The 24740-nt window shown below is 52.7% G+C and carries 19 protein-coding genes; 12 read left to right on the top strand and 7 right to left on the bottom strand.

The features are described from left to right. The first annotated feature begins 11 nt into the window (after positions 1–11). The 4 genes from fusA (at position 12) to CWE12_RS05110 (ending at position 6161) form a co-directional block, all read left to right on the top strand. A complete protein-coding gene (gene fusA / locus CWE12_RS05125; RefSeq protein ID WP_126788615.1) occupies positions 12–2135 on the top strand; it encodes an elongation factor G in 2124 nt (707 codons plus the stop codon). 58 nt (positions 2136–2193) lie between these two features. Beyond that, positions 2194–3378, top strand: coding sequence for an elongation factor Tu (gene tuf, locus CWE12_RS05120; protein WP_126788614.1), 1185 nt, complete (start codon positions 2194–2196; stop codon positions 3376–3378). Positions 3379–3606: 228 nt separating this feature from the next. Beyond that, complete coding sequence (locus CWE12_RS05115) at positions 3607–5196, top strand: AbgT family transporter (RefSeq protein ID WP_126788613.1); 1590 nt, start codon at positions 3607–3609, stop codon at positions 5194–5196. A gap of 128 nt (positions 5197–5324) precedes the next feature. Further along, a complete protein-coding gene (locus CWE12_RS05110) occupies positions 5325–6161 on the top strand; it encodes a hypothetical protein (RefSeq protein ID WP_126788612.1) in 837 nt (278 codons plus the stop codon). Here the strand turns inward: CWE12_RS05110 and CWE12_RS05105 are convergent. From CWE12_RS05105 to uvrA, 3 genes are read right to left on the bottom strand one after another with little or no spacing between them, the layout of a single operon-like run. After that, entirely contained in the window at positions 6155–7093 is a 939-nt protein-coding gene (locus tag CWE12_RS05105) for a glutaminase (RefSeq protein WP_126788611.1), read from the bottom strand. The genes CWE12_RS05110 and CWE12_RS05105 overlap by 7 nt on opposite strands. 22 nt (positions 7094–7115) lie before the next feature. Continuing rightward, complete coding sequence (locus CWE12_RS05100) at positions 7116–7526, bottom strand: acyl-CoA thioesterase (protein ID WP_126788610.1); 411 nt, start codon at positions 7524–7526, stop codon at positions 7116–7118. Positions 7527–7555: 29 nt separating this feature from the next. Then, entirely contained in the window at positions 7556–10372 is a 2817-nt protein-coding gene (gene uvrA, locus CWE12_RS05095; protein WP_126788956.1) for an excinuclease ABC subunit UvrA, read from the bottom strand. A gap of 179 nt (positions 10373–10551) precedes the next feature. Here uvrA and CWE12_RS05090 point away from each other — a divergent pair, with 179 nt between their 5' ends. After that, positions 10552–11919: an MFS transporter gene (locus tag CWE12_RS05090; protein ID WP_126788609.1), complete on the top strand. Its 1368-nt coding sequence runs from the start codon at positions 10552–10554 to the stop codon at positions 11917–11919. A 33-nt stretch (positions 11920–11952) separates the two neighbouring features. Then, complete coding sequence (gene ssb / locus CWE12_RS05085) at positions 11953–12606, top strand: single-stranded DNA-binding protein (protein ID WP_126788608.1); 654 nt, start codon at positions 11953–11955, stop codon at positions 12604–12606. 74 nt (positions 12607–12680) lie between these two features. On the opposite strand, the gene CWE12_RS05080 is transcribed toward ssb, so the two are convergent. From CWE12_RS05080 to CWE12_RS05065, 4 genes are read right to left on the bottom strand one after another with little or no spacing between them, the layout of a single operon-like run. After that, positions 12681–13589 (bottom strand): sensor domain-containing diguanylate cyclase, encoded by a 909-nt coding sequence (locus CWE12_RS05080; RefSeq protein ID WP_126788607.1) that lies wholly within the window; start codon positions 13587–13589, stop codon positions 12681–12683. A 45-nt stretch (positions 13590–13634) separates the two neighbouring features. Continuing rightward, positions 13635–15665 carry a bifunctional metallophosphatase/5'-nucleotidase gene (locus tag CWE12_RS05075; protein WP_126788606.1) on the bottom strand — a complete coding sequence of 677 codons (2031 nt, stop codon included), beginning with the start codon at positions 15663–15665 and terminating at the stop codon, positions 13635–13637. Positions 15666–15722: 57 nt separating this feature from the next. After that, a complete protein-coding gene (locus tag CWE12_RS05070) occupies positions 15723–16106 on the bottom strand; it encodes a hypothetical protein (protein WP_126788605.1) in 384 nt (127 codons plus the stop codon). A gap of 60 nt (positions 16107–16166) precedes the next feature. Continuing rightward, positions 16167–17414, bottom strand: a complete 1248-nt coding sequence (locus tag CWE12_RS05065; protein WP_126788604.1) for an adenosine deaminase family protein — start codon at positions 17412–17414, stop codon at positions 16167–16169. Positions 17415–17624: 210 nt separating this feature from the next. Between CWE12_RS05065 and CWE12_RS05060 the strand changes: the two genes are divergently transcribed. The 6 genes from CWE12_RS05060 (at position 17625) to CWE12_RS05035 (ending at position 24451) form a co-directional block, all read left to right on the top strand. After that, complete coding sequence (locus CWE12_RS05060; protein WP_126788603.1) at positions 17625–18233, top strand: thymidine kinase; 609 nt, start codon at positions 17625–17627, stop codon at positions 18231–18233. A gap of 20 nt (positions 18234–18253) precedes the next feature. Then, positions 18254–19411: an efflux RND transporter periplasmic adaptor subunit gene (locus tag CWE12_RS05055; RefSeq protein ID WP_126788602.1), complete on the top strand. Its 1158-nt coding sequence runs from the start codon at positions 18254–18256 to the stop codon at positions 19409–19411. Beyond that, positions 19404–21335 (top strand): MacB family efflux pump subunit, encoded by a 1932-nt coding sequence (locus CWE12_RS05050; protein WP_198675696.1) that lies wholly within the window; start codon positions 19404–19406, stop codon positions 21333–21335. The genes CWE12_RS05055 and CWE12_RS05050 overlap by 8 nt, the downstream gene beginning before the upstream one ends. Before the next feature lie 59 nt (positions 21336–21394). Further along, positions 21395–22429 carry a dihydroorotase gene (gene pyrC, locus CWE12_RS05045; RefSeq protein ID WP_126788600.1) on the top strand — a complete coding sequence of 345 codons (1035 nt, stop codon included), beginning with the start codon at positions 21395–21397 and terminating at the stop codon, positions 22427–22429. Positions 22430–22592: 163 nt separating this feature from the next. Next, entirely contained in the window at positions 22593–23072 is a 480-nt protein-coding gene (locus CWE12_RS05040; RefSeq protein WP_126788599.1) for a type II secretion system protein, read from the top strand. A gap of 92 nt (positions 23073–23164) precedes the next feature. Beyond that, the gene (locus CWE12_RS05035; protein ID WP_126788598.1) at positions 23165–24451 is read left to right on the top strand and encodes a sensor histidine kinase; all 1287 of its coding nucleotides are present in this window, start codon (positions 23165–23167) and stop codon (positions 24449–24451) included. Positions 24452–24740: the final 289 nt, after the last annotated feature.

The following is a 24740-nucleotide window of genomic DNA, read 5'->3' as shown; positions in this document are numbered from 1 at the left end:
AGGATTTTAACGTGGCAAGAAAAACATCTATCGAGCGCTATCGTAATATCGGTATCTGTGCTCACGTAGACGCTGGTAAAACCACCACTACTGAGCGTGTACTTTTCTACACCGGTTTGTCGCACAAACTGGGTGAAGTACATGACGGCGCAGCAACGACTGACTGGATGGCGCAGGAACAGGAGCGTGGTATTACTATCACCTCTGCTGCCGTAACTAGCTTCTGGGCTGGTATGGATAAGCAGTTTCCTGAGCACCGTATCAACATCATCGACACCCCGGGTCACGTTGACTTCACCATCGAAGTAGAACGTTCTTTGCGGGTACTTGATGGCGCAGTGGTTGTACTTTGTGCTTCATCTGGTGTGCAGCCTCAAACCGAGACTGTATGGCGTCAGGCGAACAAATACGAAGTACCGCGCATGGTTTTCGTCAACAAAATGGACCGCGCTGGCGCGGACTTCCTGTCTGTTGTGAACCAAATGAAAACGCGTCTGCAAGCCAATGCTGTTCCAATTCAGATGCCTATCGGCGCTGAAGAAGACTTCAAAGGCGTTATCGATCTGGTCAAAATGAAGACTATCAACTGGAACGAAGAAGACATGGGTATGACGTTTACCTATGGCGAAGTTCCAGAAGACCTGATGGACGAAGCGGAAACTCTGCACAACGAACTGGTTGAAGCAGCAGCTGAAGCGAACGACGACCTGATGAACAAGTACCTTGAAGAAGGCGAACTGACAGAAGAAGAAATCAAAGCTGGTCTGCGTGCGCGCACCCTGGCCAACGATATCGTTCTGACTCTGTGTGGTTCTGCGTTTAAGAACAAGGGTGTTCAGGCGATGTTGGATGCGGTTATTGAATATCTGCCGTCGCCAACTGAAGTTAAGCCGATTAACGGTATTAACGATGACGAGTCTGAAGGTGTGCGTAAAGCTGACGACAACGAACCGTTCGCGGCGTTGGCGTTCAAAATCGCAACCGACCCGTTCGTAGGTACGCTGACCTTCTTCCGCGTTTACTCAGGTGTTGTAAACACAGGTGACTCTGTTTATAACCCGGTTAAGCACAAGAAAGAGCGTTTTGGCCGTATCGTACAGATGCACGCCAACGACCGTCAGGAACTGAAAGAAGTTCGCGCTGGTGACATCGCGGCGGCTATCGGCCTGAAAGACGTGACCACTGGTGACACCTTGTGTGATATCAACAACAAGATCACCCTTGAGCGTATGGAATTCCCTGATCCGGTCATCTCTGTTGCGGTTGAGCCTAAAACCAAGGCTGACCAAGAGAAGATGGGTGTTGCACTGGGTAAACTGGCTGCAGAAGATCCGTCATTCCGTGTTAAAACGGATGAAGAGTCTGGCCAGACCATTATCTCTGGTATGGGTGAGCTTCACCTGGACATCATCGTTGACCGCATGAAGCGTGAATTCAGCGTTGAATGTAACGTTGGTAAACCTCAGGTTGCCTACCGTGAAGCAATTCGTCAGAAAGTCGAAGTTGAAGGTAAGTTCGTACGTCAATCAGGTGGTCGTGGTCAATACGGTCATGTCTGGTTACGTCTTGAGCCTCTGGCAATCGATGAAAAAGACGAAGATGCGCCTACTTACGAGTTCGTTAACGAAATCGTTGGTGGTGTGGTACCAAAAGAGTACATCCCTGCGGTATCAAAAGGTATCGAAGAGCAGATGCAAAACGGTGTTTTGGCTGGCTTCCCAGTATTGGGCGTTAAAGCGACTCTGTATGATGGTTCTTACCATGATGTTGACTCCAACGAAATGGCCTTCAAAATCGCTGGTAGCCTGGGCTTCAAAAAAGGTGCCCTGCAAGCTAAACCTGCGATCCTTGAGCCGATGATGAAAGTTGAAGTTACCACCCCTGAAGAATTCATGGGTGACGTAGTTGGTGACTTGAACCGTCGTCGCGGTATGATCGAAGGTATGGAAGATTCGCCAGGTGGCTTGAAAGCAGTTAATGCACAAGTACCATTGGCAGAGATGTTTGGTTATGCGACTGACCTGCGTTCACAAACGCAAGGCCGTGCTTCTTACTCTATGGAGTTCCTGAAGTACGCAGAAGCACCAAACAATGTTGCTGACGCTGTAATCGAAGCGCGTAACGCTAAAGATTAGTTGAGGTCTGGTCCCGGTCCCAAGGGCCGGGCTTTAAACTTATAGAAAGGAAATAGCAATGGCTAAAGAAAAATTTGAACGTAGTAAGCCGCACGTAAACGTCGGCACCATCGGTCACGTTGACCACGGTAAAACTACTTTGACTGCTGCAATCACTACCGTACTTGCAAAAGTTTACGGCGGTGCGGCAAAAGACTTCGCATCAATCGACAACGCTCCAGAAGAGCGTGAGCGTGGTATCACTATCTCAACGTCACACGTTGAGTATGACACTCCGATCCGTCACTATGCGCACGTTGACTGCCCAGGTCACGCTGACTATGTGAAAAACATGATCACCGGTGCTGCTCAGATGGACGGCGCTATTCTGGTAGTCGCTGCGACTGATGGCCCAATGCCACAGACTCGTGAGCACATCCTGCTGTCTCGCCAGGTAGGCGTACCTTTCATCGTTGTATTCATGAACAAATGTGACATGGTTGACGATGAAGAGCTGCTTGAGCTGGTCGAAATGGAAGTTCGTGAACTTCTGTCAGAGTACGACTTCCCAGGCGACGACCTGCCAGTTATTCAGGGCTCAGCTCTGAAAGCACTGGAAGGTGACGAAGCATGGGAGAAGAAAATTGTTGAGCTGGCTGAAGCCCTGGATTCTTACATTCCAGAGCCAGAGCGTGACATCGACAAGCCGTTCCTGATGCCAATCGAAGACGTATTCTCTATCTCAGGCCGTGGTACTGTTGTAACAGGTCGTGTAGAGCGCGGTATCGTGAACACTGGTGACGAAGTTGAAATCGTAGGTATCAAAGACACCACGAAGACAACTGTAACGGGTGTTGAAATGTTCCGTAAACTGCTTGACGAAGGTCGTGCAGGCGAGAACATCGGCGCATTGTTGCGTGGTACTAAGCGTGAAGATATCCAGCGTGGTCAGGTATTGGCTAAGCCAGGTTCAATCACTCCGCATACCAAGTTCGAAGCAGAAGTATACGTACTGAGCAAAGAAGAAGGTGGCCGTCATACGCCATTCTTCAAAGGCTATCGTCCACAGTTCTACTTCCGTACGACTGACGTTACTGGTGCTGTAGAGCTGCCAGAAGGCGTAGAGATGGTTATGCCTGGTGACAACATCAAGTTCGTAGTGGACCTGATTGCACCAATCGCGATGGACGACGGTCTGCGTTTCGCAATCCGCGAAGGTGGCCGTACTGTAGGCGCTGGTGTTGTTTCTAAAATCTTAGATTAATCTAAGGCTGGAACAGCATGTACTGGAGGTCTGCAATGCATTCCTTTAGTTAACGCATAAAAAAGGGCTCCCATTGGGAGCCCTTTTTGTTTGCTGATACAACAGCCTGCGCAAAGCCTTGTGGTCTTTGCGAAAGCTCGGTTTCTATAACACGCTATTTGTTTTACAATGCTGCGCTGGTAAAAAACATCAAGGCGCCGCCACTGGCCGCCAAGAGAGGATATTTAGATGTCTGAAGGCAACTCCAACGCCGCCGATCCGACCCAGAAGCGCGGTGCCTTTACCCGCTTTCTTGATACCGTTGAATGGTTAGGCAACCTACTGCCACACCCGGTCACTTTGTTTGCATTATTTTGTGTCTTTGTCGTTGTCGCCAGCGGTATTGCGTCCTTTTTTGGTCTAAGCGTGGCCGACCCGCGACCGGCGACCTTAGGCCAGGAAATTGCGGTCAATAACCTGCTGAGTGCCGAGGGACTGCGTTACATAGTCTCCAATCTGGTGACTAACTTTACCCAGTTCCCACCGCTCGGTGTGGTCCTGGTTGCCTTGCTGGGTGTGGGTATTGCGGAACGCTCCGGACTGCTCTCTGCACTGATGCGGGGCATGGTTATGAATGCGTCGCCGCGGATGGTAACCGTCACTATTGTGTTTGCCGGTGTCGTGTCAAACACCGCGTCAGAGCTCGGCTATGTGGTGCTGGTGCCGCTCGCCGCGATGATCTTTCATTCCCTTGGCCGCCACCCGTTGGCGGGTCTTGCAGCCGCTTTTGCCGGGGTTTCGGCGGGGTATAGTGCGAACTTATTCATTGGTACTGTCGACCCGTTACTGGCTGGTTTCACCACCTCGGCAGCCCAGTTGATTGACCCGACCTATGAAGTCGGGCCAGAAATGAACTGGTTCTTTATGTTTGTTAGTACCTTCCTGATTGCCGTGCTGGGTTGGCTGGTTACTGAAAAAATTGTTGAGCCTAAGCTGGGTAAATACAATCCGAAAGACATGGACCCCGACGCTGATATTGATGAAAACGTCAAGATGGAAAACCTGACCCGCACTGAAAAGTCAGGTTTGATCTGGGCTGGCGTTACTTTTGCGGCATTGATTGGTTTGTTGGCACTCACCGTTGTGCCTGAATGGGGCATTCTTCGTGATCCTGAAACCGGTAGCGTGTCAGGCTCGCCGTTCCTGCGCGGAATTGTGGTCTTTATCTTTATCACCTTCGCCATTCCCGGTTTCGTGTACGGCTTTGTCACTAAAGTGATGCGTACAGACCGTGACGTGATTAACGCCATGGCGGCGAGCATGAGTACCATGGGTCTGTACATTGTGCTGGTATTCTTCGCCGCTCAGTTCGTCGCCTTTTTTGGCTGGACAAACTTTGGCACCATACTCGCGGTGAACGGGGCCAACTTCCTGCAGACGATTAACTTAACCGGCCCCGGCGTATTTGTGCTGTTTATTTTGATGTGTGCCTTTGTCAATCTGATGCTGGGTTCGGCGTCAGCGCAATGGGCGGTGACCGCGCCAATTTTCGTACCTATGCTGATGTTAATTGGCTATGCCCCTGAACTTATTCAGGCGGCCTACCGGATAGGGGACTCAGTGACCAATATCATCACCCCGATGATGAGCTATTTTGGTCTGATTCTGGCCGTGGCTGCCAGGTATCAGAAGAACCTCGGTATCGGCACCTTAATTTCGATTATGTTGCCATACAGTATGGTCTTCCTGGTAGGCTGGATAATGCTGTTCTATACCTGGGTGTTCCTGTTTGGGTTGCCAGTGGGCCCCGGCGCAGCCACCTATTATCAGGTCGGCTAAGGGTAGTAAAAAAGGCCTGCTTTCGAGCAGGCCTTTTTTACGCCTTGCTTTGCATTTGACACTGGCAGCCAACGTGGTAAACATAGACCACTGGTCAGCAGTCGTAGTAAAGGCATGGAATGGCGTGTATGAAATTGAGTACCTGGTGTATATGTTTACTGGTGGTAGCCTTAAGCTCCGGGCTCAGTAGTCGGGTTAATGCCAGCGATGAGCCAACCCATGTGGCAGTAGCTGCTTATGAGTTTCCTCCTTATTATTCGTCGCGTCTGGAGCGCCATGTACTTGGGGCGCTGCTTGAGGCGGTCAACCAACGCCAGCAGACTTTTCATTTTGAAATTATTGAAATCCGTCCGCCACATCGCTATCAGGCGTTAGAACCTGAAGGCTGTTGTCAGCTGATTTTCTTTGAAGCAGAGCAATGGGGCTGGAGCAGTTATATTGGGACGGATGTTGAAAAGGGGCCTAAGCTGACTGAGGGGGCTGATATCCATGTCCTGCGCGCTGAGGAAGACACCAGTGACGTTAGCGATGACACCGACGGCGCGGCGCGGGTGGGGGGCATCGTTGGCTACCATTATGACTTTGTCGATTACCAGAGCGATGTTGCGGTGCTGGAACAAGAGCATAACCTGTACCTGGCAGACAGCCATGTGACCCTGATTAATATGTTAAGCCGTGGGCGATTGCAGAGTATTTTACTGAATACTGAACTGCTCGCGATGCTAGAGCTGCACGACCCGGACGTAGCTAAAACCCTTAAGGCCGGCGAAACTGTCGACCAGACCTATGCGACTCATGTGCTGGTAGCTGACGACGCTGTGGTCAGTGTTGAGTGGCTGCGCGGGCAGCTGAATGAAATGTGGGAGGACGGTTCATTAGCGGAGTTATTTGCGTCCTTTGGGCTGGAGAACCATCTTGTGTATGACCCCAGTCCGGCCAGTGTGCAGGCCGGGAGCCCTCAGTAAACGGATAAGCCAAGCTTTTTGGCTAACCGCGTGATCATGTACATGCCCAGACAGGAGTTACCATACTGGTTCAGCCTTGGGCTCCAGGCGCAGATAACCCCGTAATTCGGGACGACTGCGACGATACCACCGCCGACCCCACTCTTGGCCGGCAGGCCGACTTCAAAGGCAAATTCGCCGGACTGATCATACATCCCACTGGTTTGCAGAATTGCGTTTAACCGATGGGCGTCGCGGCGCGAGCAAATCTGATCACCGCTGTGTGGCTGCACCCCTCGATTGGCGAGAAAGCCAAGGCTTCTGGCAACATCCCGACAGCTCATATCAATTGAACACTGGTAGAAGTAATGGTCGAGTGCGTCGTTGACGTCGGCGTCGATGTTAGCAAAGCTTTTCATCAGGTAGGCGAGCGCTGCGTTACGACTGCCATGCATTTTTTCAGACTGAAAAATATCCTGATTCACATGGATGTCCTGATTGTCCGCCAGGCCGCGTACAAACGACATCAGCGCACTTTTGCTGGCCGAGTAATGGCTTACCAGGGTATCGGCTACAACAATGGCTCCTGCGTTGATAAAGGGATTACGCGGAATACCATGTTCCCATTCCAGCTGCACTATCGAATTAAATGCATGGCCCGACGGCTCCATTCGCACCCGTCGCCATAAGTCATCGCCCATGCGCAGCATGGCCATGACCAGGCCGAATATTTTCGATACGCTCTGAATGGAAAAAGGCACGTCGGCGTCACCGGCAACGTGCACTTCTCCATCCAGGTTGGCTAACGCTATACCACACTGATTGGGGTTGATGGAGGCAAGAGCTGGAATGTAATTAGCGGATTCGCCGCTGAGCGGCAAGTCGAGCGCCTCCTGCAGGATCTCCTGCAGCAGCAGTTCCTGATTGGTGGGGCGCTTAAATGTTCCTTCCATGCAAAGCTCCGTGACTAGCGTATTAGCTGGCTAAAGGGTGATCAGGGTGCGTCTGTTGCAACAGTTTAGCTTTGATCGTCTCGCTAATTGGCACTGAACGTCCGTTTTTATGGTCGTAGTTAACCAGTATGGTGGTGCCTTTCGCGCAAAGCTGACCGCTCTGCCAGACCTCACTGCCAATATCGAACGAGCTTTTACCGATGCGGGCAATGTAGGTCTTTAACGTGACCATCTCGCCGAAGTAGACCGGGCGCAAAAAATCCACATTCAGATTGGCAACAATCAGACTGACTTCATACAGATTACCCTGCTCAGTGAAGAGTTCAAAGACGGGCAGGCGGCCGGTTTCAAACCAGGCCGGAATGACCGTATTATTAACATGGCCGAGGGCGTCAGTTTCATAGAAGCGGACTTTAAGATCTTCTGTGTACATCGGGTGTAGTTCCTTGCGTTTAGATGCTGTTACAACATAGGTTTGAGAAAGTGAGCCGTGTGCGACACTTTGCTTTGGGCTACGTCTTCCGGGGTTCCCTGAGCCAGGATCTCACCCCCGCCTGAACCACCTTCAGGCCCAAGGTCGACAATCCAGTCGGCCGTTTTTATGACATCCAGATTATGCTCGATAATAACAATGGTATTACCATGGTCACGCAATCGATGGAGTACCGCAAGTAGTTGCTGAATATCGTGAAAGTGCAGGCCGGTGGTTGGCTCGTCGAGAATATACAGGGTCTTACCGGTGTCACGTTTGGATAACTCCCGCGACAGTTTGACCCGCTGGGCCTCACCGCCGGACAGGGTGGTGGCCGACTGGCCGAGGCGCACATAGGACAGGCCGACATCCATCAGTGTTTGCAGTTTACGCGCGATAGCGGGGACAGCATCGAAGAATTCACGAGCTTCTTCAATGGTCATCTCAAGCACTTCGTGGATGTTTTTGCCCTTGTACTGAACTTCCAGGGTTTCCCGGTTATAGCGTTTGCCTTTGCAGATATCACAGGGTACATAAACGTCCGGCAGGAAGTGCATTTCGACCTTGATCATGCCGTCACCCTGGCAGGCTTCACAACGACCGCCTTTGACGTTGAAACTAAACCGGCCTGGTTTGTAACCACGTGAACGAGATTCCGGCACCGCGGCGAAAAACTCGCGCACCGGGGTAAATATCCCGGTGTAGGTGGCAGGGTTCGAGCGTGGTGTGCGGCCAATCGGGCTTTGGTCAATGTCGACGACTTTATCGAGGTGTTCAAGCCCGTGTACGCTGTCGTGGGGGGCCGCCATACCCGTGGTAGCACCATTCAGTTCATGGTGAGCCAGTGGATAGAGTGTGTCGTTGATCAAGGTTGATTTGCCTGAACCGGATACGCCGGTGACACAGGTCATGATGCCCAGTGGTATCTTAAGATCCACGCCTTTGAGGTTGTTGCCCCGAGCCCCACGAACTTCAAGGAAGTCCTTACCCGGCTTATGACGTTTCTTCGGCACCGCAATGGCTTTGCGTCCGGACAGGTAATCACCGGTTAAAGAGGCTTCGCTATTAATGATGTCATCCACCTGACCAGCGGCAACGACCTCACCACCGTGGACACCTGCACCCGGGCCGATATCGATCACGTAGTCGGCACTGCGAATGGCGTCTTCGTCATGTTCAACGACCAATACGGTGTTACCCAGATCACGCAAGTGACGCAAGGTAGTAAGTAAGCGCTCATTGTCACGCTGGTGAAGACCAATGGACGGCTCATCGAGTACATACATCACACCGACCAGACCAGCACCAATCTGACTGGCTAAGCGGATACGCTGCGCTTCGCCGCCGGATAATGTTTCGGCACTGCGGGACAGGCTCAGGTAGTTCAGGCCAACGTTGACCAGAAAGCGTAAGCGGTCATTGATTTCTTTTAATATTTTTTCTGCAATGCTGGCTCGCTGCCCGTGCAGCTCAAGGTTGGTAAAGAATTCCAGAGCATCACCGATGGACTGCTCCACAATTTCCGGCAAGGTCGTCTTTTCCACGAATACATTGCGTGCTTCTTCGCGTAACCGGGTGCCGTGGCACGACTTACAATGCTGCGCAGCAAGGTACTTCGACAGTTCTTCACGCACGGCGCTGGAATCTGTTTCCCGATAGCGGCGTTGCATGTTGGGGATAATGCCTTCAAAGGCATGCTTGCGAACCACGGTATCGCCGCGGTCATTTACATACTTAAATTTGATTTCTTCGCTGCCGCTGCCGAACAGGACCTTACTGCGGACTTCATCCGTGAGGTCCTGAAAAGGGGCATTGAGGTCAAATTTGTAGTGCGTGGCCAGTGAACGCAGCATTTGATAGTAATAGAAATTGCGTTTATCCCAGCCACGAATGGCACCACCGGTCAGGCTGAGTTCGGCGTTACCGACCACCTTATCCGGATCAAAATACTGTTCGACGCCAAGGCCGTCACAGGTCGGGCAGGCACCCGCCGGGTTATTAAACGAAAACAGCCGGGGTTCGAGCTCCTGCATACTGTAGCCACATTCCGGACAGGCAAAATTGGCAGAAAATATGAGCGTCTCACCTTTGCCTTCCATTGGGGCGATAAAGGCGGTTCCACCACTGAGGTCGAGTGCGGTTTCAAAGGACTCTGCCAGTCTAAGTTCGAGACCGGGGCGCACCTTAATACGGTCAACCACCACTTCGATATCATGTTTTTTCTGCAGCTCGAGTGAGGGCGGATCGCTGAGGTCGCAAACATTACCGTCCACGCGGGCCCGCAGGTAGCCTTGTGCTGCCAGGTTCTCCAGGGTTTTCTGGTGTTCACCTTTACGTCCCTGTACCACTGGCGCCAACAGCATGACCTTACTGCCTTCGGGTAACTCGAGTACCTGGTCGACCATCTGGCTTACGGTCTGTGCTGCCAGTGTTTTATGATGGGTCGGGCAGCGTGGCTCACCGACACGTGCGAACATCAGTCGCAGGTAGTCATAAATCTCGGTAATGGTACCGACGGTGGAGCGCGGATTATGCGACGTTGATTTTTGTTCTATGGAAATAGCCGGCGACAAACCTTCAATGGAATCGACGTCCGGCTTTTCCATCAGACTCAGGAACTGCCGTGCGTAGGCCGACAATGATTCAACATAGCGGCGCTGCCCTTCGGCATACAAGGTATCAAAGGCAAGTGAGGACTTACCGGAACCCGACAGGCCAGTGATTACCACCAGCTTGTCACGCGGAATTTCAAGATTAATATTTTTCAGGTTGTGAGTACGAGCCCCACGAATTTCAATTTTATCCATAATCTCCGACTTCTCGTGACTGGGTGTATGATGACGCCCGCTGGCTAGCTGGATCAAACGAGTATTATCGCACATTTCAACCGCAAGCACAGCCAGCGTGGTCGCCCGCTGAGTATTCTGATACACTGTGCTGCCTTATTTTAGCTGCTCCCATCAACCATATTCAGGTGTTTTCGGGTTTGAATAAACACGGATTAAACTCAGTCGAAAAGAAAGCGGCAGTATCGCTGGCCTCCGTCTTCGGGTTACGCATGCTAGGCCTGTTTTTGATCATGCCGGTTATCGCGGTGTACGGGCAGGACTATGCAGATTATTCGCCGATGTTGATAGGGGTGGCCATAGGCGCCTATGGCCTGACCCAGGCAATGTTGCAGATTCCGATGGGCTGGGTGTCTGATCGGATTGGACGGCGGCCAGTGATTGTCGGCGGCTTACTGGTATTTGCGGCCGGTAGTGTTGTCGCCGCCATGGCGGATAGTCTGGTTTGGGTTATCGTCGGGCGCGCGCTGCAGGGAGCAGGCGCTATTGCGAGTGCTATTCTGGCCTTAGCCTCAGACTGCTCACGAGATGAGCAGCGGCCTAAAGTCATGGCGACTATCGGGCTGTGTATCGGCCTCGCGTTTGCGCTGGCATTGGTGCTAGGACCGTGGCTTGGCGGCATCGTCGGAATGAGTGGTTTGTTCTGGTTTACCGCGCTATCAGCACTGCTGGCCGTGGTATTGGTGCTGACCATAACGCCACAGCCAGTGAATCGTACCCCGAAGCGTGATTTAGTGGCGGTTCCGACTGAATTAATGCGACTTATCAAGCACCCCCAGCTGTTACAGCTCAATTTTGGCATTTTTATTCTTCATCTGGTGTTAACCGCCTGGTTTGTGTCCTTGCCGTTGACGCTAGTCGATGCGGGCCTGGCCGCAGAGCAGCACGGCTGGCTTTATTTGCCGACCTTATTGTTGTCTTTTCTGGTCATGGTACCGATGATGATTATCGCAATGCGGCGTAAACGTCAGTTAGTCGCTTTTCGCGTCGCTATTGCGATGCTGGTGCTGGCGATGTGCGCAATTGCGGCTTTTGCCCAGTCTTTAACAATACTTTTCCTCGCTGTGTGGATTTTCTTTATTGGCTTCAACTATCTTGAAGCTAACTTGCCAGCCTTGTTAGCGCAGTTTGCGCCGGCCGGAAGCAAAGGCAGCGCCAGTGGGGTCTACACCAGCTGTCAGTTCCTCGGCGCCTTCATCGGCGGTGTTGCCGGTGGCATGCTGTTTGGTAAATTCGGCATGACCGGGGTGGTTTTATTCTGTATCCTGCTGTTAATCATCTGGCTGTTAGTCAGTGCCGGAATGAAGTTGCACACCGGTGTTGCCAACGTCAGTTATGCAGCCGCACCTGCCGAGCGGCAGATGGCAGTAAAGCTGGCAGAACAATTGGCAGAATTGCCCGGTGTGCTGGAAGCAGTAGTGCTGGCAGATGAACAAACAACCTATTTAAAAGTGCAGCGCGATCAGTTTGATGACCAGGCCGCGCGCCGCTTATTGCAGCTGCACTAAACGATTACACGTATTCAAGTAAAGGAGAGTGGCATGGCCAGTCGTGGTATTAACAAAGTTATTCTTATCGGTAATCTGGGAGCCGATCCGGAAGTTCGCTATACCCAGAATAGCACCGCGATCGCCAATTTAAGTGTAGCCACCAGTGAAACCTGGAAAGACAAACAAAGCGGCGAGCAACGCGAACAAACCGAATGGCATCGCGTGGTCTGCTATCGCCGTCTGGCCGAGATTGCCGGTGAATACCTGCGCAAAGGTTCAAAGGTTTATATTGAAGGTCGTTTGCAAACGCGTAAATGGCAGGGTCAGGATGGTAAAGACAATTACACCACCGAGATCGTCTGCAACGATATGCAAATGTTAGATGGCCGTGGTGGACAAGGCGGTCAGGGTGGCCAGGGTGGATTCGCTCCACCACAGGGCGGCCAGGCTAACCAGGGCGGTTTCGGCGGTGGTCAGCAAGGCGGTCAGGCTAATCAGGGCGGCTATGGCGGCGGCCAGCAAAGTGGCCAGGGCAACCAGGGTGGCTTTGGTGGAGGTCAGCAAGGTGGTAAACCAACCGGCGGCCAAAGCAATCAGGGGTCGCAAGGCGGCTTCGGCGGCCAGCAAGGCAGTCAGGGTAACCAGGCGCCGCAGCCACAACCACTGGCACCGGATCCTGATTTTGATGACGACATCCCGTTCTGACGGACACGTTTTTGTGTTTTGTTAACGATAGCGTTAAGAAGCCCCATTAGTTGGGGCTTCTTGCTTTCAGCGGCTTAGGCCAGCTCCACCCGGTCGCGGCCGTTGGCCTTCGCTCTGTAAAGCGCCTGGTCAGCCCGCGACAACAAATCATCGATAGTTCGATCATCGGGATTGAGCATGCTGACCCCAAAACTACTGGTGATGCAAAAGTCGCTGCCTTTGGGGTCGCTAAACTGGTTTTGACGTATCTGCTCGCGTAAGGTTTCGGCGATGTTGCGGGCATCGAACAGACTGGCGCCTTCGAGTAAAATGGCAAACTCTTCACCGCCGATCCGGGCTGCTACATCGGTTGTTCGTAAGCGCTCACCCAATTGCTGTGTTACTGCGATGAGAACCTTGTCACCGGTAGCGTGACCATATTTGTCATTGACCTGCTTAAAATAGTCAATGTCGAAGATAATGAGTGCCAGGCGACTATCCTGACGGTGCGCCCGTTGGACTGATTTACTGCCAATTTGCATAAAATGACGGCGCGTATACCAGCCCGTCAGACTGTCGGTTATGGATTGAGTCACCTCGTTTGTTACATCAAGATGAAAGCCAGCCATCATCAGTGGCGTACCTTTGTCCCGGGCTGAAACCGTGCCGTGTGACTTTATCCAGCGCCATTGATTGTTCTTATGGCGCATGCGAAAGACCATCTGATAGCCGGTTTGTTGCCCATGCTGAACACTGTCAAGATGAGCCTGAAGCGACGCTTTATCGTCATCGTGCAGCAACGACAAAAAGCGTTCAAACGTAACGGGTTCGAGCTCTTCAGGCTGATATCCGAGGATATCTGCCCAGCGTGGAGTGACCTGACTGTCGCCGGTTCTCAGGTTTAGTTCCCAGAGCCCGAGTTGAGCGTTGTCGAGTATTTCGAGTAGAGCCTCTGCTGAGTGCTCTGTAAAGCGAAAGTCACTGTTTCCCTTACGCGAATTCATTGGTAGTTCCTGTGGAGTAATTCCTGTGGAGTAGTCATGCCGCACTCATTGTCTTAGCAGTGTCACTGTGGGTTCAGTCGCTGACTGAATTTGTCCGGGAAAGCGGCGCATAAATTCAATCACCGCGACTGCATCGGTATTGCATCTGACTTCTGCGTCATCACAGACAAGCGCAGAGCCCTGGTAACGAGGGCGGTAGCCGCCGTCGCTGGCAATAACTTTATCCACCGGAAAGGCCTGTAGGTGACCGTTATGGTACGCCAGATCAACACGACCACTGTGCTCACGTTGTGCCTGGTAGAACGAGGTCCATCCGTCGTTGCCGTTGGCTAGATAGCTGTTTACCACCACGTTATAGCGTCTACTGTCGTCAAGTGGTTGCCAGTCAGGCTGCTGCAGAGTACCAACATTGACGTCCAGCTGGCGCAGTTCGCCGTGCCTACCGGCCTGGGTTTCAACAAACTGGTAGCGGAGCATGCCACCGTATGGATAACGTCCTGCGTGCGCTCCCTCCGGCAAGGTCGCTTCTATCGTTTCCTGCAGTACCTGACGAACTGTCGAACCCGCCAATGGCACTACCGCAAGCTGGCTGGCAAACGGCAGAACTTCGAGTGAAATAATACCTTCATGCAATTCACCGGCGTCGAGACCGCTGCGAATACCACCTGCACCGACCAGCGCAAAGTCCGGTTGCAGGCCTGTTTCAGCGATGACCTCTGGCTGGGCAGCAAAGGCGTAGTGAGCATGCGCAATTAAGGGGGCCAGTCGCGAACCGTGTTGGTCCGAGTCATTGTCACCGGGCCGACGGAGATGGGAAATAGCACTGGCTAAGTGGGCGATCACGTCGCCATACGCTTCTTTTAGCGCAGGCTGATAAGTGCGCTCGATGTGCTGGCGTAATGCCGGGTCTTCGTCAATGACAGTGATGTTGGGCTGCTGGCCAATAAAGTCGTGAACGGCCTCGCTCTGGCTGGGGTCAAGGGCAACGGTTCGCTGCTGATCCTGGTACCACTCCGCGTTGCTAAGCAGGGTATTGCCACCCTCACACCGGGTAAGCTCCCCCCGGGCATCAAACGACAGGTGAAGCAATCCGGCGGCCTGCGCATATTCACCGGCCTGGACGATGCAGGTTGTGGTACTACCGTTGGGGTTGCTGACCCGTTCAGCATATGGCCGTTGGCTGGTGGCCAGAGCGAGGTTGCGGAAGTCACCCAACAGCGAATGTGAATGGCCGCCGACAATGGCATCAATTCCGTTTACCTGGCTGGCCAATTCCACGTCGAGGGCGTTGCCAATATGAGTCAGTGCGATAACTTTATCGACCCCGGCCGCCTGCAACTGGTCGACAGTGCGCTGAGCGCTGGTGGTCAGGTCGAAGAAGTCTACATTGCCGGTATTGGGTGCAATAGTGGGCATGTCATCGAGGACCAGTCCAAATACCGCGACAACCGTAAAGCCGTCCGCATGCTGACGACTCACTTCATCACTCAGGCTGGCGGTCATTTCAGCGGGCGTCACTGAGCGCTTCTGATCACGTTTAAAGGCAAAAAGGGTAAAAGGCTGCAGGTTCGTTTGCTGGCCCAGGTCGGCGTCTTCAGAGGCGTCGATATTGGCCGCAAGCAGGGGGAAATTAACACGGCTGATGAAATCGTTCAGGCGAGCATTGTTTAAATCGAACTCATGGTTACCCAGAGCCATCGCGTCGATTTGCATGCGGCTGAGAATATCCGCATTCATTTGCCCCTCATTTAGCTTGAAATAGGCGCTGCCTTGCCATGCATCGCCGCCGTGAAGCACCAGCAACGGCTGCCCCGCTTCTGCCGCATTGAGGCGATGTTGCTGTAAGCGTGAGGCCAGGCGAGGATGCCCACCCCATTGATTGAAAACGTCGCGGTGAGGCGTGCTGAACTGCCCTGGCGTTGGCTCAAACGCCGAATGGGTGTCATTAATATGGGCAATTTGCAGGCTGAATTCGTATTCTGACGACTCGATAGTCTGGCTGCTGCAACTGATCAGCAACATAGACGCCCACAGCATGGAGGCAATACGGATACAGCGGGTTACGGAGTGTCGCATGATCAAAATCTCTTCGCCTGACGGTGGTTCGCGGGTGCGAACCAGCAAATAGCCTTACTATACCGTTAGCGAGAGCATGCTGCCAGGCGGCAATGATTCGCCGTTTGCACGTTCGTTGGCTTGCCGGAAAAGTTCTTTGCGCTGTTCATATAGGCTTTCCAGCTTCTCGGCATCAAGTTGGGTGCGCTCTTCGACACTTTCCAGGTCTTCGATCCTGGATTCGACTTCATTTAGCGCGTCGATGTCTACGCCCATTCGATTGAGCAGAGTCAGTCGTTGTGCCTCTTCAAGAAAGCCTTGTCGTTCGAAACTGTTACCCTGCAAGGCACGGATAAGGTCGTCGGAACGCTGCTGATCAACGCTTTGCTGCTCTCGTTGTTGCTGTTGTGCGCTGGTGTCGGTGTTGTAGGTGACCGCCGCACTGGAGGTTACATTCAACATGAAAAAAGCCCTTTAAGTTGAGTATCTTAAAGGGCTTTTGCAGAAATAATGCCAACTTATTTAAATAAAGCCGTATTTATGCGCAACCTGGTCGAAGTACTCGAGGGTTTGCTTGGCGTAGGCACGTTTTTCAATATAGTTACCGGGGAAGAAGTTTTTCTTGAAGCCGTATGCAACGATGTCTTTTAGCCGTTTCAGTGGCACATCAAAGGTGTCCAGCGCTAATTTGTATTCGTCGCTGACGGTGGTGCGCGACACCAGGCGATTATCGGTACAGATAATAGTCGCTAAACGATTTTCCAGCATGTGACCAAAATTGTGGTTCTTCAACTCACCAATGGCTGGGTTGGTTTGCATATTACTGGTCAGGCAAACTTCTACCGCAATGCGACGGTCCGCAATGAAGGAGGCAAGTTTGCGTGAATAGTCGGCTTTATCGCTAATGCTTTCATCTTCAATCATGTCGGGTGAAAACAGTGAATACCCGTGGCCGAGACGGTCGGCATAGCACTGGGTCAGCGCTTCAAAAATACTCTCAGCACCGTAGGCTTCGCCGGCATGCACAGTTTTGAGGAGAAAGTTCTGATGAGCATATTCGTAGACATCTTTAAACTTGTGCGCTGGGTAACCAATTTCTTGGCCAGCAATGTCCAGCCCCACAATCGGTAAGTCCTGTTCGTCACGAACCCGAACGCTGGCGCGAACCAGTTCCATCGCCGCGGTCTTGATCACATCGATCGGCTTATGGTCACTGAGTAGCTGAAACATGTGAGTGTAGTAGGGTGAGAAGCCTTTATTGCCGAACATGCGCATGGCACAGTTGATAATACCGTAGTGGAAAGGCGGCTTGCCTTCTCGCTTTACGGCATCGCTGCGGTTGTACTCGTCCTGAGCTTTTTTCAGGCCGTCGTTGACGGCATGCATCACAGTGTCAAAGGTAATGCCCCTGGCCGGGTCCATCAGTAGCTGTGGTGCAAAACGAACCTCAATGTAATTCACCCCTTCGTTCTGATTATCGACCGCCAGCTCATACGCCGCTTGTTGCAGGCTTTCAAGGTCGCGCAGTACTGCACAGGTGTACTGAAAGCCATTCAGATACTCACCGAGATTCTTATAACTTTCCTTAAACACCAGGTCGTACAGGCCGTCTACGGTATAGGAAGGCAACTCAATCTTGTTGCGCTTGGCCATCTCTATCAGACTGTCAGGCCGCAGGCTGCCATCGAGATGCAGGTGGAGATCTGCTTTGGGCATTTCCTTCAGAAAGTCGAGCGAGTATTTCGAATGGGGTGAGGTTGATACAGCCATCGTGACGGGTACTCCTGATGCGGGGTGAATGTAACCGCGGATCGTACCATAAAATCTGCCATTCACCGAAAAGTGCAAAGAAACGATGTCCAGCGCTGGTCTTTGGCGGTAAATTTACGCATCATCAAGGCTTTATTACATCGTTCACAGTAAACGCCGTGGCTGGAAGCTCTCCAGCGATGGCTACACGCAAGCTGGCAGTTTAATTTTATGGCATCTCTTTATTTTACCTACTCTGCGATGAATGCAGGCAAAAGTACATCGTTGCTTCAGGTGGCGCATAACTACGAGGAGCGCGACCAGCATGTGTTGCTGCTGACGCCCGCGCTGGACACCCGCGGTGGGCGGGGACGGATTCATTCGAGGTTGGGAATAGAGCGTGAAGCGGCAACTTTTACCAGTAAAACCAACCTCTTCCAGTTGGTCAGTGACTACCTGACCAACGCCAGTGTTGACTGTGTACTGCTGGATGAAGCTCAGTTTCTGACCGTGGCCCAGGTCTGGGAGCTGGCGCGGGTTGCGGATATTCTGAATGTACCGGTTATGTGTTACGGCATACGCACCGATGCCTTCGGGGAAGCTTTTGACGGCAGTGCGGTGTTACTGGCTATTGCGGACAAACTGGTGGAGATGAAAACGATTTGTCATTGCGGGCGTAAAGCAACCATGTCGCTGCGTGTTGACAAGGATGGCCGCGCCGTTGGCTCGGGTGAAAAAATTGCGATTGGCGGCAACGACAGGTATGTCTCCTGTTGCCGCAAACATTGGCTGCAGGCGTTGCAGGACGCAGGGGTGCAGCCGTCTATTCTGGGACTATGAAATAACTGGATGATAAACGGATGAGCAACCTAATGGCACCGCGCGCCCGCATGGATGGCGGGACGAAAGTCTGGATGGCGGCGATACTACTGGCAGCTGTGGCGCTGGTAGCATGGTTTGGATTGGTGAGAGAGAGTAATCGCCACCAGGTACCGGCGACGGCACAGGTCGAGCGGCGTGATATCGAAGTACTGGTTACCGCCACAGGCCGCCTGCAGCCGCGTGATTACGTTGACGTCGGGGCTCAGGTTTCAGGGCAGTTAAAAGAGTTCTATGTTGAGGTGGGTGATGAAGTTAAAGCGGGTGATTTGCTAGCCGAGATTGATGCCACCTTGTTGCAGGCGCAGGTAGAATCGAATCAGGCGCAACTGCGCAATCAACAGGCGGTGTTACGTGAGCGCGAGGCGTCCCACGAACTGGCACGGCTCAACTACCAGCGTCAGGAACGTTTGCAGACTGCCAACCTGACCTCGGAAGAACTGGTTGAAACGGCCCGTGCAGGCATGCAACAGGCAGCCGCACAGGTGGACTCCATTCAGGCACAGATCGAGCAAACACAGTCTACCTTGCGCGCGGCTGAGGCAAACTTTAACTACACCCGAATTTTTGCGCCGATGGCCGGCACGGTGGTCACCATTGACGCCCGGCGCGGGCAAACCCTGAATGCGAGCCAGACCACGCCGACCATATTAACCATAGCCGACTTGTCTGAGATGACGGTGCAGGCGCAGGTTTCAGAAGCGGATATCGGACGTTTGCGGGTTGGCATGCCGGTTTACTTTACGACTATGGGTAATCGCACTCAGCGCTGGCATGGCGAGCTGCGCCTGATTGAACCAACGCCGGTGGTTGAAAACAACGTCGTGCTGTACAACGCGCTGTTTGAAGTGCCAAACCCGGACCGGCGCTTAATGACGCAGATGACCACTCAGGTCTTCTTTGTGTCTGATGCTGCCGAGGATGTGCTGGCGGTGCCAGCTGCCGCGGTGCAGCGTGATTCCGAAGGGGCTTATGTGGAAACGCTCAAGGCAGACAATCAGCGTCAGCAAGTGCGGATTGAAGCCGGCTTGAGTGACCGTATCCATACTGAAGTTCAGGCCGGGCTGGAATCTGGGCAACGCGTGATCCTGCCCACGGCTGGCGCGACCGGCAGTGCAGGTAGAGTGCCTCGTGGGTAGCCAGTTACTGTCACTGCGTGGTATCAGCAAGAGTTATCAGAGCGGCGAGCTCACCACCCAGGTTCTGCATGACATCGATCTTGATATTGAAGCTGGCGAGTTTGTAGCCATTGTCGGTAGTTCTGGCTCGGGTAAGTCGACCCTGATGAATATTTTGGGCTGCCTGGATAAACCAAGCAGCGGTGAGTACTACTTTCGCGGCCAGTCGGTAGCCTGGCTGACTGCAGATCAGCTGGCGGCTTTGCGGCGCGATGCGTTTGGGTTTGTGTTTCAAAGTTATAATCTACTTGCCGCAGCCGATGCGGTGGCCAATGTCGAGTTGCCTGCTGTCTATTCGGGACAGCCAGTCGGGCAACGGCGGCAACGAGCGCGTGAATTGCTTGGTCAGTTGGGTCTCGCCGACCGGCTTGACCACAAGCCAGGTCAGTTGTCGGGTGGTCAGCAACAGCGGGTTTCGATTGCCCGCGCGCTGATGAACGGCGGAGACATTATTCTTGCCGACGAACCGACAGGCGCGCTGGATAGCCAAAGTGGGCAGGAAGTGATGGCGTTGTTGCGTGAGCTGTCGCTGGCCGGGCATACGGTGATTTTAATTACCCATGATGCCGGGGTGGCGGCTCATGCGGACCGGCTGATTGAAATCAAAGATGGTCGCATTATCAGTGATCAGAAAAAGCCGCAGACGGAACAGAAAGCGCCCCCTAAGTCGACTCCGCCACGCGCTAACGCCAGCCTGCTCAATGATTTAGGTGAGGCCTTTAGCACCGCATTGCGCTCGCTGCGGGCCAATGTGTTCAGAACGATGCTGACCTTGCTAGGCATAGTGATCGGAGTCGCTTCTGTGATTTCGATGCTGGCGATCGGGCAGGGTGCGCAACAGGAAGTGGTGGATCGGATTAGCTCGATGGGCAGCAATTTACTCTCGGTTTTTCCGGGGGCACCGAATCAACGCGGGCGCTGGAGTGTGGCATCACTGGTACCGGAAGATGCCGATGCGGTGGCGCGGCTACCTAACGTACTGGCGGCGGTGCCTGAATTAAGTGGTAATCAAACCCTGCGTCGCGCGGGCTTTGATCAGCAAACCTCAGTCAATGCAACCTATTCCAGCTACCCGCTGGCGCGCAACTGGTTTCCGCTTAAGGGCAGCTTTTTTACCCCTGAAGATGAAGCTATGACCGCGACTGTGGCGGTCATTGGGCAGACGGTGGCGCGGCAAATGTTTCCTGACCGTGACCCACTGGGGGAGTTCTTACTGGTCAATAACGTGCTGTTTCGGGTCATCGGGGTGATGCAGGAACGAGGGGCGTCGCCCTGGGGCCAGGATCAGGATGATGTGGTGCTGGTCCCGTTCAGCACCGGCTCATTGCGTTTGTTTGGACAGCGTTATGTGCGCAATATTACGGTGGCCGTTGACGACACCAGTTTAATGCATGATACCCACCAGCAGGTGCATAATTTGCTACTTGAACGTCATGGCATAGAAGACTTTACCATTCGCAACATGGCATCGATTATTGAAACCCAAACCGAAACTGAAAATACGATGACCATTTTGCTTGCAGTGATCGCAGTGATTTCGCTGGTAGTCGGTGGCATTGGGGTGATGAATATTATGCTGGTCAGTGTCACTGAGCGGACCCGGGAAATTGGAGTAAGGATGGCGACGGGGGCCAGGCGCCTGCATATTATGCAGCAGTTTATGATCGAAGCACTGACCGTTTCGCTGGTAGGCGGCCTGTTAGGTGTCGCGATAGGCCTGGCTACGACGGCTGTGATTCAGTCACTCGGCACGCCAGTGCTGTATGCCGTGTTTCCGGTCGTGCTGGCGTTTGCCTGTGCGTTTTTGACCGGTCTTATTTTTGGATTTTTACCCGCCCGTAAAGCATCACGACTGGATCCGGTGCAGGCGCTGGCAAGCGAGTAAAGTGCCAGCAAGGTGTGTATAATACTGCCGTTTGCGACCACTACCCCGAGGAGAGCTAAATGACTGAACGCATCACTTTTACCCGCCCTGATGACTGGCATTTGCATTTGCGTGATGATGCTTTACTCAGCGGCACCGTACCGGCGAGCGCGCGGCAGTTCTCACGGGCTATCATCATGCCTAATCTGGTCCCGCCGGTGACCACGGTCGAACAGGCCATGGCGTATCATCAGCGGATCATGGCGCAAGTGCCGGAAGGACTTGATTTCACGCCATTAATGGCGCTTTACTTAACTCAGCAAACCAGTGTCGAGGACATCGCCAAGGCGGCGGCTAATCCAGCGATAATCGGATTCAAGTTATACCCGGCCGGGGCCACCACAAACTCGGCCTCAGGCGTAACCGATATTAACGCACTGGCTGACGTGTTTGCTGCGATGGAGCGCCTTGAAGTGCCTTTGCTGGTGCACGGTGAGGTCACCGATGCGGAGATTGATATCTTTGACCGTGAAGAAGTGTTTATCGAGCGTTATCTGAAACCATTGCATCAGCGCCATCCCCAGTTACGGCTGGTACTCGAACATATCACGACGCGCCAGGCGGTCGACTTTGTTGCGGCGGCAAATAGCAAGGTCGCGGCGACTATTACCCCGCAACATTTGTTGATGAACCGCAACGATATGCTGGTTGGCGGAATCCGGCCGCATCACTACTGCTTACCGATCCTGAAGCGCAAAAGTCATCAACAGGCCCTGCAACAAGCGGCTTTGAGTGGCAACCCGAAATTTTTCCTGGGGACTGATTCGGCCCCCCATACGCAGGATAAGAAGGAAGCTGCCTGTGGTTGCGCCGGCTGCTTCTCAGCACCAGCAGCGATTGAGTTGTATGCGGAGCTGTTTTTTCAGCATGACGCAATGGATAAGCTGGAGGGCTTTGCCAGCCATTTTGGAGCAGACTTTTACGGTTTACCGCGCAATACCGACCAAATCACATTGGAGGCCAACTCCTGGACAGTGCCAGCGAGTGTCGATATTGCGGGCTCTCCGTTTGTCCCCTACTGGGCTAATGAACCACTTCACTGGCGCCTTATATAGCGCAGCTGCGGGCGTAGAACCGCTGGTTACAGAACAAAGCACCTTAGGGTGCTTTTTTAATAAGTCATTCATAAGAAACAAAATTTCAAAGAAGTAGTTCATTTCTTGCTCAGTTGTTCGTATGATGGCTAAACGTACGTAACACATGCGGTAGGAAATAGGGATGACAAGACAACTACAAAATGGCTTGACCGCAGTAGAGATGGTGATTGTGCTGGCGATTCTCGGACTGTTGCTATTCACTGCGGTGCCACAATGGTTTAAAGGCGACGACAGAGCATGGGCTAGCAGTGTGGAGGAATTTAGTCGTTCGCTGCATAGTGCATCGCAGCGAATCAATGCGCAGGCAGGAGTCGCCCCGCAACAGCTCGGCGATATTCTCTTACAAGGCACCTTTGCCGCTCCGTCCGGGCAGGGTATCGGCGCCGCGTTGGGCGGGACTGACGGCGAGTGGGTTATTTTCGACAGTATGGGTGAAGACATTGTTGCCTGGCGTCCGGCGGATGTGTCGGTGTCCCGTAAGTGGTCTCTTGGCGAGCCGGAGCGCAGTTCAGCCAGAGGCAACCGGGGGTGTTTCGCCTATTACTATCTGCCAGCGGACAGTCCCCAGCCGGTGATTGGAACTGTGGTAACGGATTGCTAAGCAATTTGGTGATTCGTCAAATTGTCTCTGCATTGATGAAGATTTAAGCGCCTGATAATAGTAAACTGGTGAACAAACCAGAGGAGGCGCGAATGCAAATACCAGTTCAACCGGAAAATGAAGTGCAACGTCTGGCTCATTTAAAAGCGTTGAAAATATTGGATACAGCTCCGGAAGAGCGGCTGGATAACATCACCCAACTGGCCGCTGCAATATTTGCCAAACCGGTGTCCCTGATCAGCCTGGTTGATGAGGATCGCCAGTGGTTTAAAGCTCGTTGCGGTATGGAGCTGCAACAAACTGACCGTGAAGTGTCTATTTGCGCCCATGTGGTGGCTGAAAATACACCGCTCATTGTCGAAGATACCCTGAATGACCCGAGGTTTGCTGACAACCCCCTGGTGCAGGACGAGGATAAGCCAATTCGATTCTATGCTGGCGCACCAATCACAACCAGCGAAGGCTATGTTTTAGGGTCGTTATGTGTGATAGACCATGTACCAGGCTCATTCAGTGAGGATCAGCTAGCGCAGTTAAAGCGCCTGGCACGGGTTGTGGAAGATGAAATTCAGTTACGTCAGCTATTTGAACAAACCAGGCAGGCCGAACGTAAGCTGGTAGCAAAAAGTACATTGCTGGAAGAACGCAACAAGAAATTACTAGACCTGATAGAACGCTTTAAAAGTACCCGTTCGCGGCTGATTAGTTCAGAAAAACTGGCAACACTGGGACTACTGGCTGCAGGTGTCGGACAGGAGGCGAATCGCGCGATCAATCTCAGTCGCAAGCATTTGCTGACGGCGCTGGATTTTGCCGACAATAGCAAGAGCAAAGGCCTGATTGGGCAAAGCATGGAATCTATTGACGAGCTCAGACGACTGGTCGATGCGCTTTGCGACACCGCCGAGACAGCTGGAAATAACGAGTGGGCCTCAACTGATCTGAACGAAACAGTGAAGCATTGCCGCAATGTGGTGCTGAGCCGGTATGCTGACAAAATTCGTTTTGTATTTGAAGAGAACAGCGAGGTTCCGCTTATTAAGCTGGTGGAAAGTCAGATTTTTATGGCATTGCTGAATATTTTGCTCAACGCGGCTGAGTCGACCACAGGTCGGGTGACAATAAAGGCTGAGCTATCGGTAAAAGCAGACCATGTGCAGATCCGCATCGTTGACAACGGCAGCGGGATGGCGAAGGAAGAATGCGAACACGCTTGCGAGCCTTTTTTTTCCAGGGGCAAAGATGATACTCATTTTGGCTTAGGATTAAGTATTGCGCAGGGTATTATTCGTGATCACGGTGGAGCGATCCGCCTGCAAAGTGAGCAAGGGAAAGGAACAAGAGTAATAATCGCATTGCCTTTGCAAAGACGCAGCTAAACTTTTTATCGGCATATAGCCTTGCAAAATTGCCTGTTTAGTACTTAGGCTGGAAGCAAAATTCGCGATTAGGGCTTCCCTTTCGCTTGCCGAGCCGATATAACTTCGTTAAGTTGAGGGTTATTCCGCCGCTGTAAGGATGTAGAATCTGCGATAGCGGTCGATAAAAAAGAACGAAAATAAAAACAATAACAATTGTAAATGACGTTTGTTGATCACAACATTGGCTCTATTATATAGCCTTTGCTTGCCATTTGAGCGTGCAACAAATAGCATAAGCCTGTTAGGC

The organism is Aliidiomarina sedimenti (genome assembly GCF_003986955.1).
Lineage (GTDB): Bacteria > Pseudomonadota > Gammaproteobacteria > Enterobacterales > Alteromonadaceae > Aliidiomarina > Aliidiomarina sedimenti.
This window is presented reverse-complemented; position numbering and strand designations above follow the sequence as displayed.

What these genes read in the sequence shown, in the direction of transcription:
- tuf (WP_126788614.1), top strand. Translation starts at nt 2,194, where the DNA reads ATGGCTAAAGAAAAATTTGAACGTAGTAAGCCGCACGTAAACGTCGGC.
- CWE12_RS05115 (WP_126788613.1), top strand. Translation starts at nt 3,607, where the DNA reads ATGTCTGAAGGCAACTCCAACGCCGCCGATCCGACCCAGAAGCGCGGT.
- CWE12_RS05110 (WP_126788612.1), top strand. Translation starts at nt 5,325, where the DNA reads ATGAAATTGAGTACCTGGTGTATATGTTTACTGGTGGTAGCCTTAAGC.
- CWE12_RS05105 (WP_126788611.1), bottom strand. Translation starts at nt 7,093, where the DNA reads ATGGAAGGAACATTTAAGCGCCCCACCAATCAGGAACTGCTGCTGCAG.
- CWE12_RS05100 (WP_126788610.1), bottom strand. Translation starts at nt 7,526, where the DNA reads ATGTACACAGAAGATCTTAAAGTCCGCTTCTATGAAACTGACGCCCTC.
- uvrA (WP_126788956.1), bottom strand. Translation starts at nt 10,372, where the DNA reads ATGGATAAAATTGAAATTCGTGGGGCTCGTACTCACAACCTGAAAAAT.
- ssb (WP_126788608.1), top strand. Translation starts at nt 11,953, where the DNA reads ATGGCCAGTCGTGGTATTAACAAAGTTATTCTTATCGGTAATCTGGGA.
- CWE12_RS05080 (WP_126788607.1), bottom strand. Translation starts at nt 13,589, where the DNA reads ATGAATTCGCGTAAGGGAAACAGTGACTTTCGCTTTACAGAGCACTCA.
- CWE12_RS05075 (WP_126788606.1), bottom strand. Translation starts at nt 15,665, where the DNA reads ATGCGACACTCCGTAACCCGCTGTATCCGTATTGCCTCCATGCTGTGG.
- CWE12_RS05070 (WP_126788605.1), bottom strand. Translation starts at nt 16,106, where the DNA reads ATGTTGAATGTAACCTCCAGTGCGGCGGTCACCTACAACACCGACACC.
- CWE12_RS05065 (WP_126788604.1), bottom strand. Translation starts at nt 17,414, where the DNA reads ATGGCTGTATCAACCTCACCCCATTCGAAATACTCGCTCGACTTTCTG.
- CWE12_RS05060 (WP_126788603.1), top strand. Translation starts at nt 17,625, where the DNA reads ATGGCATCTCTTTATTTTACCTACTCTGCGATGAATGCAGGCAAAAGT.
- CWE12_RS05055 (WP_126788602.1), top strand. Translation starts at nt 18,254, where the DNA reads ATGAGCAACCTAATGGCACCGCGCGCCCGCATGGATGGCGGGACGAAA.
- pyrC (WP_126788600.1), top strand. Translation starts at nt 21,395, where the DNA reads ATGACTGAACGCATCACTTTTACCCGCCCTGATGACTGGCATTTGCAT.
- CWE12_RS05040 (WP_126788599.1), top strand. Translation starts at nt 22,593, where the DNA reads ATGACAAGACAACTACAAAATGGCTTGACCGCAGTAGAGATGGTGATT.
- CWE12_RS05035 (WP_126788598.1), top strand. Translation starts at nt 23,165, where the DNA reads ATGCAAATACCAGTTCAACCGGAAAATGAAGTGCAACGTCTGGCTCAT.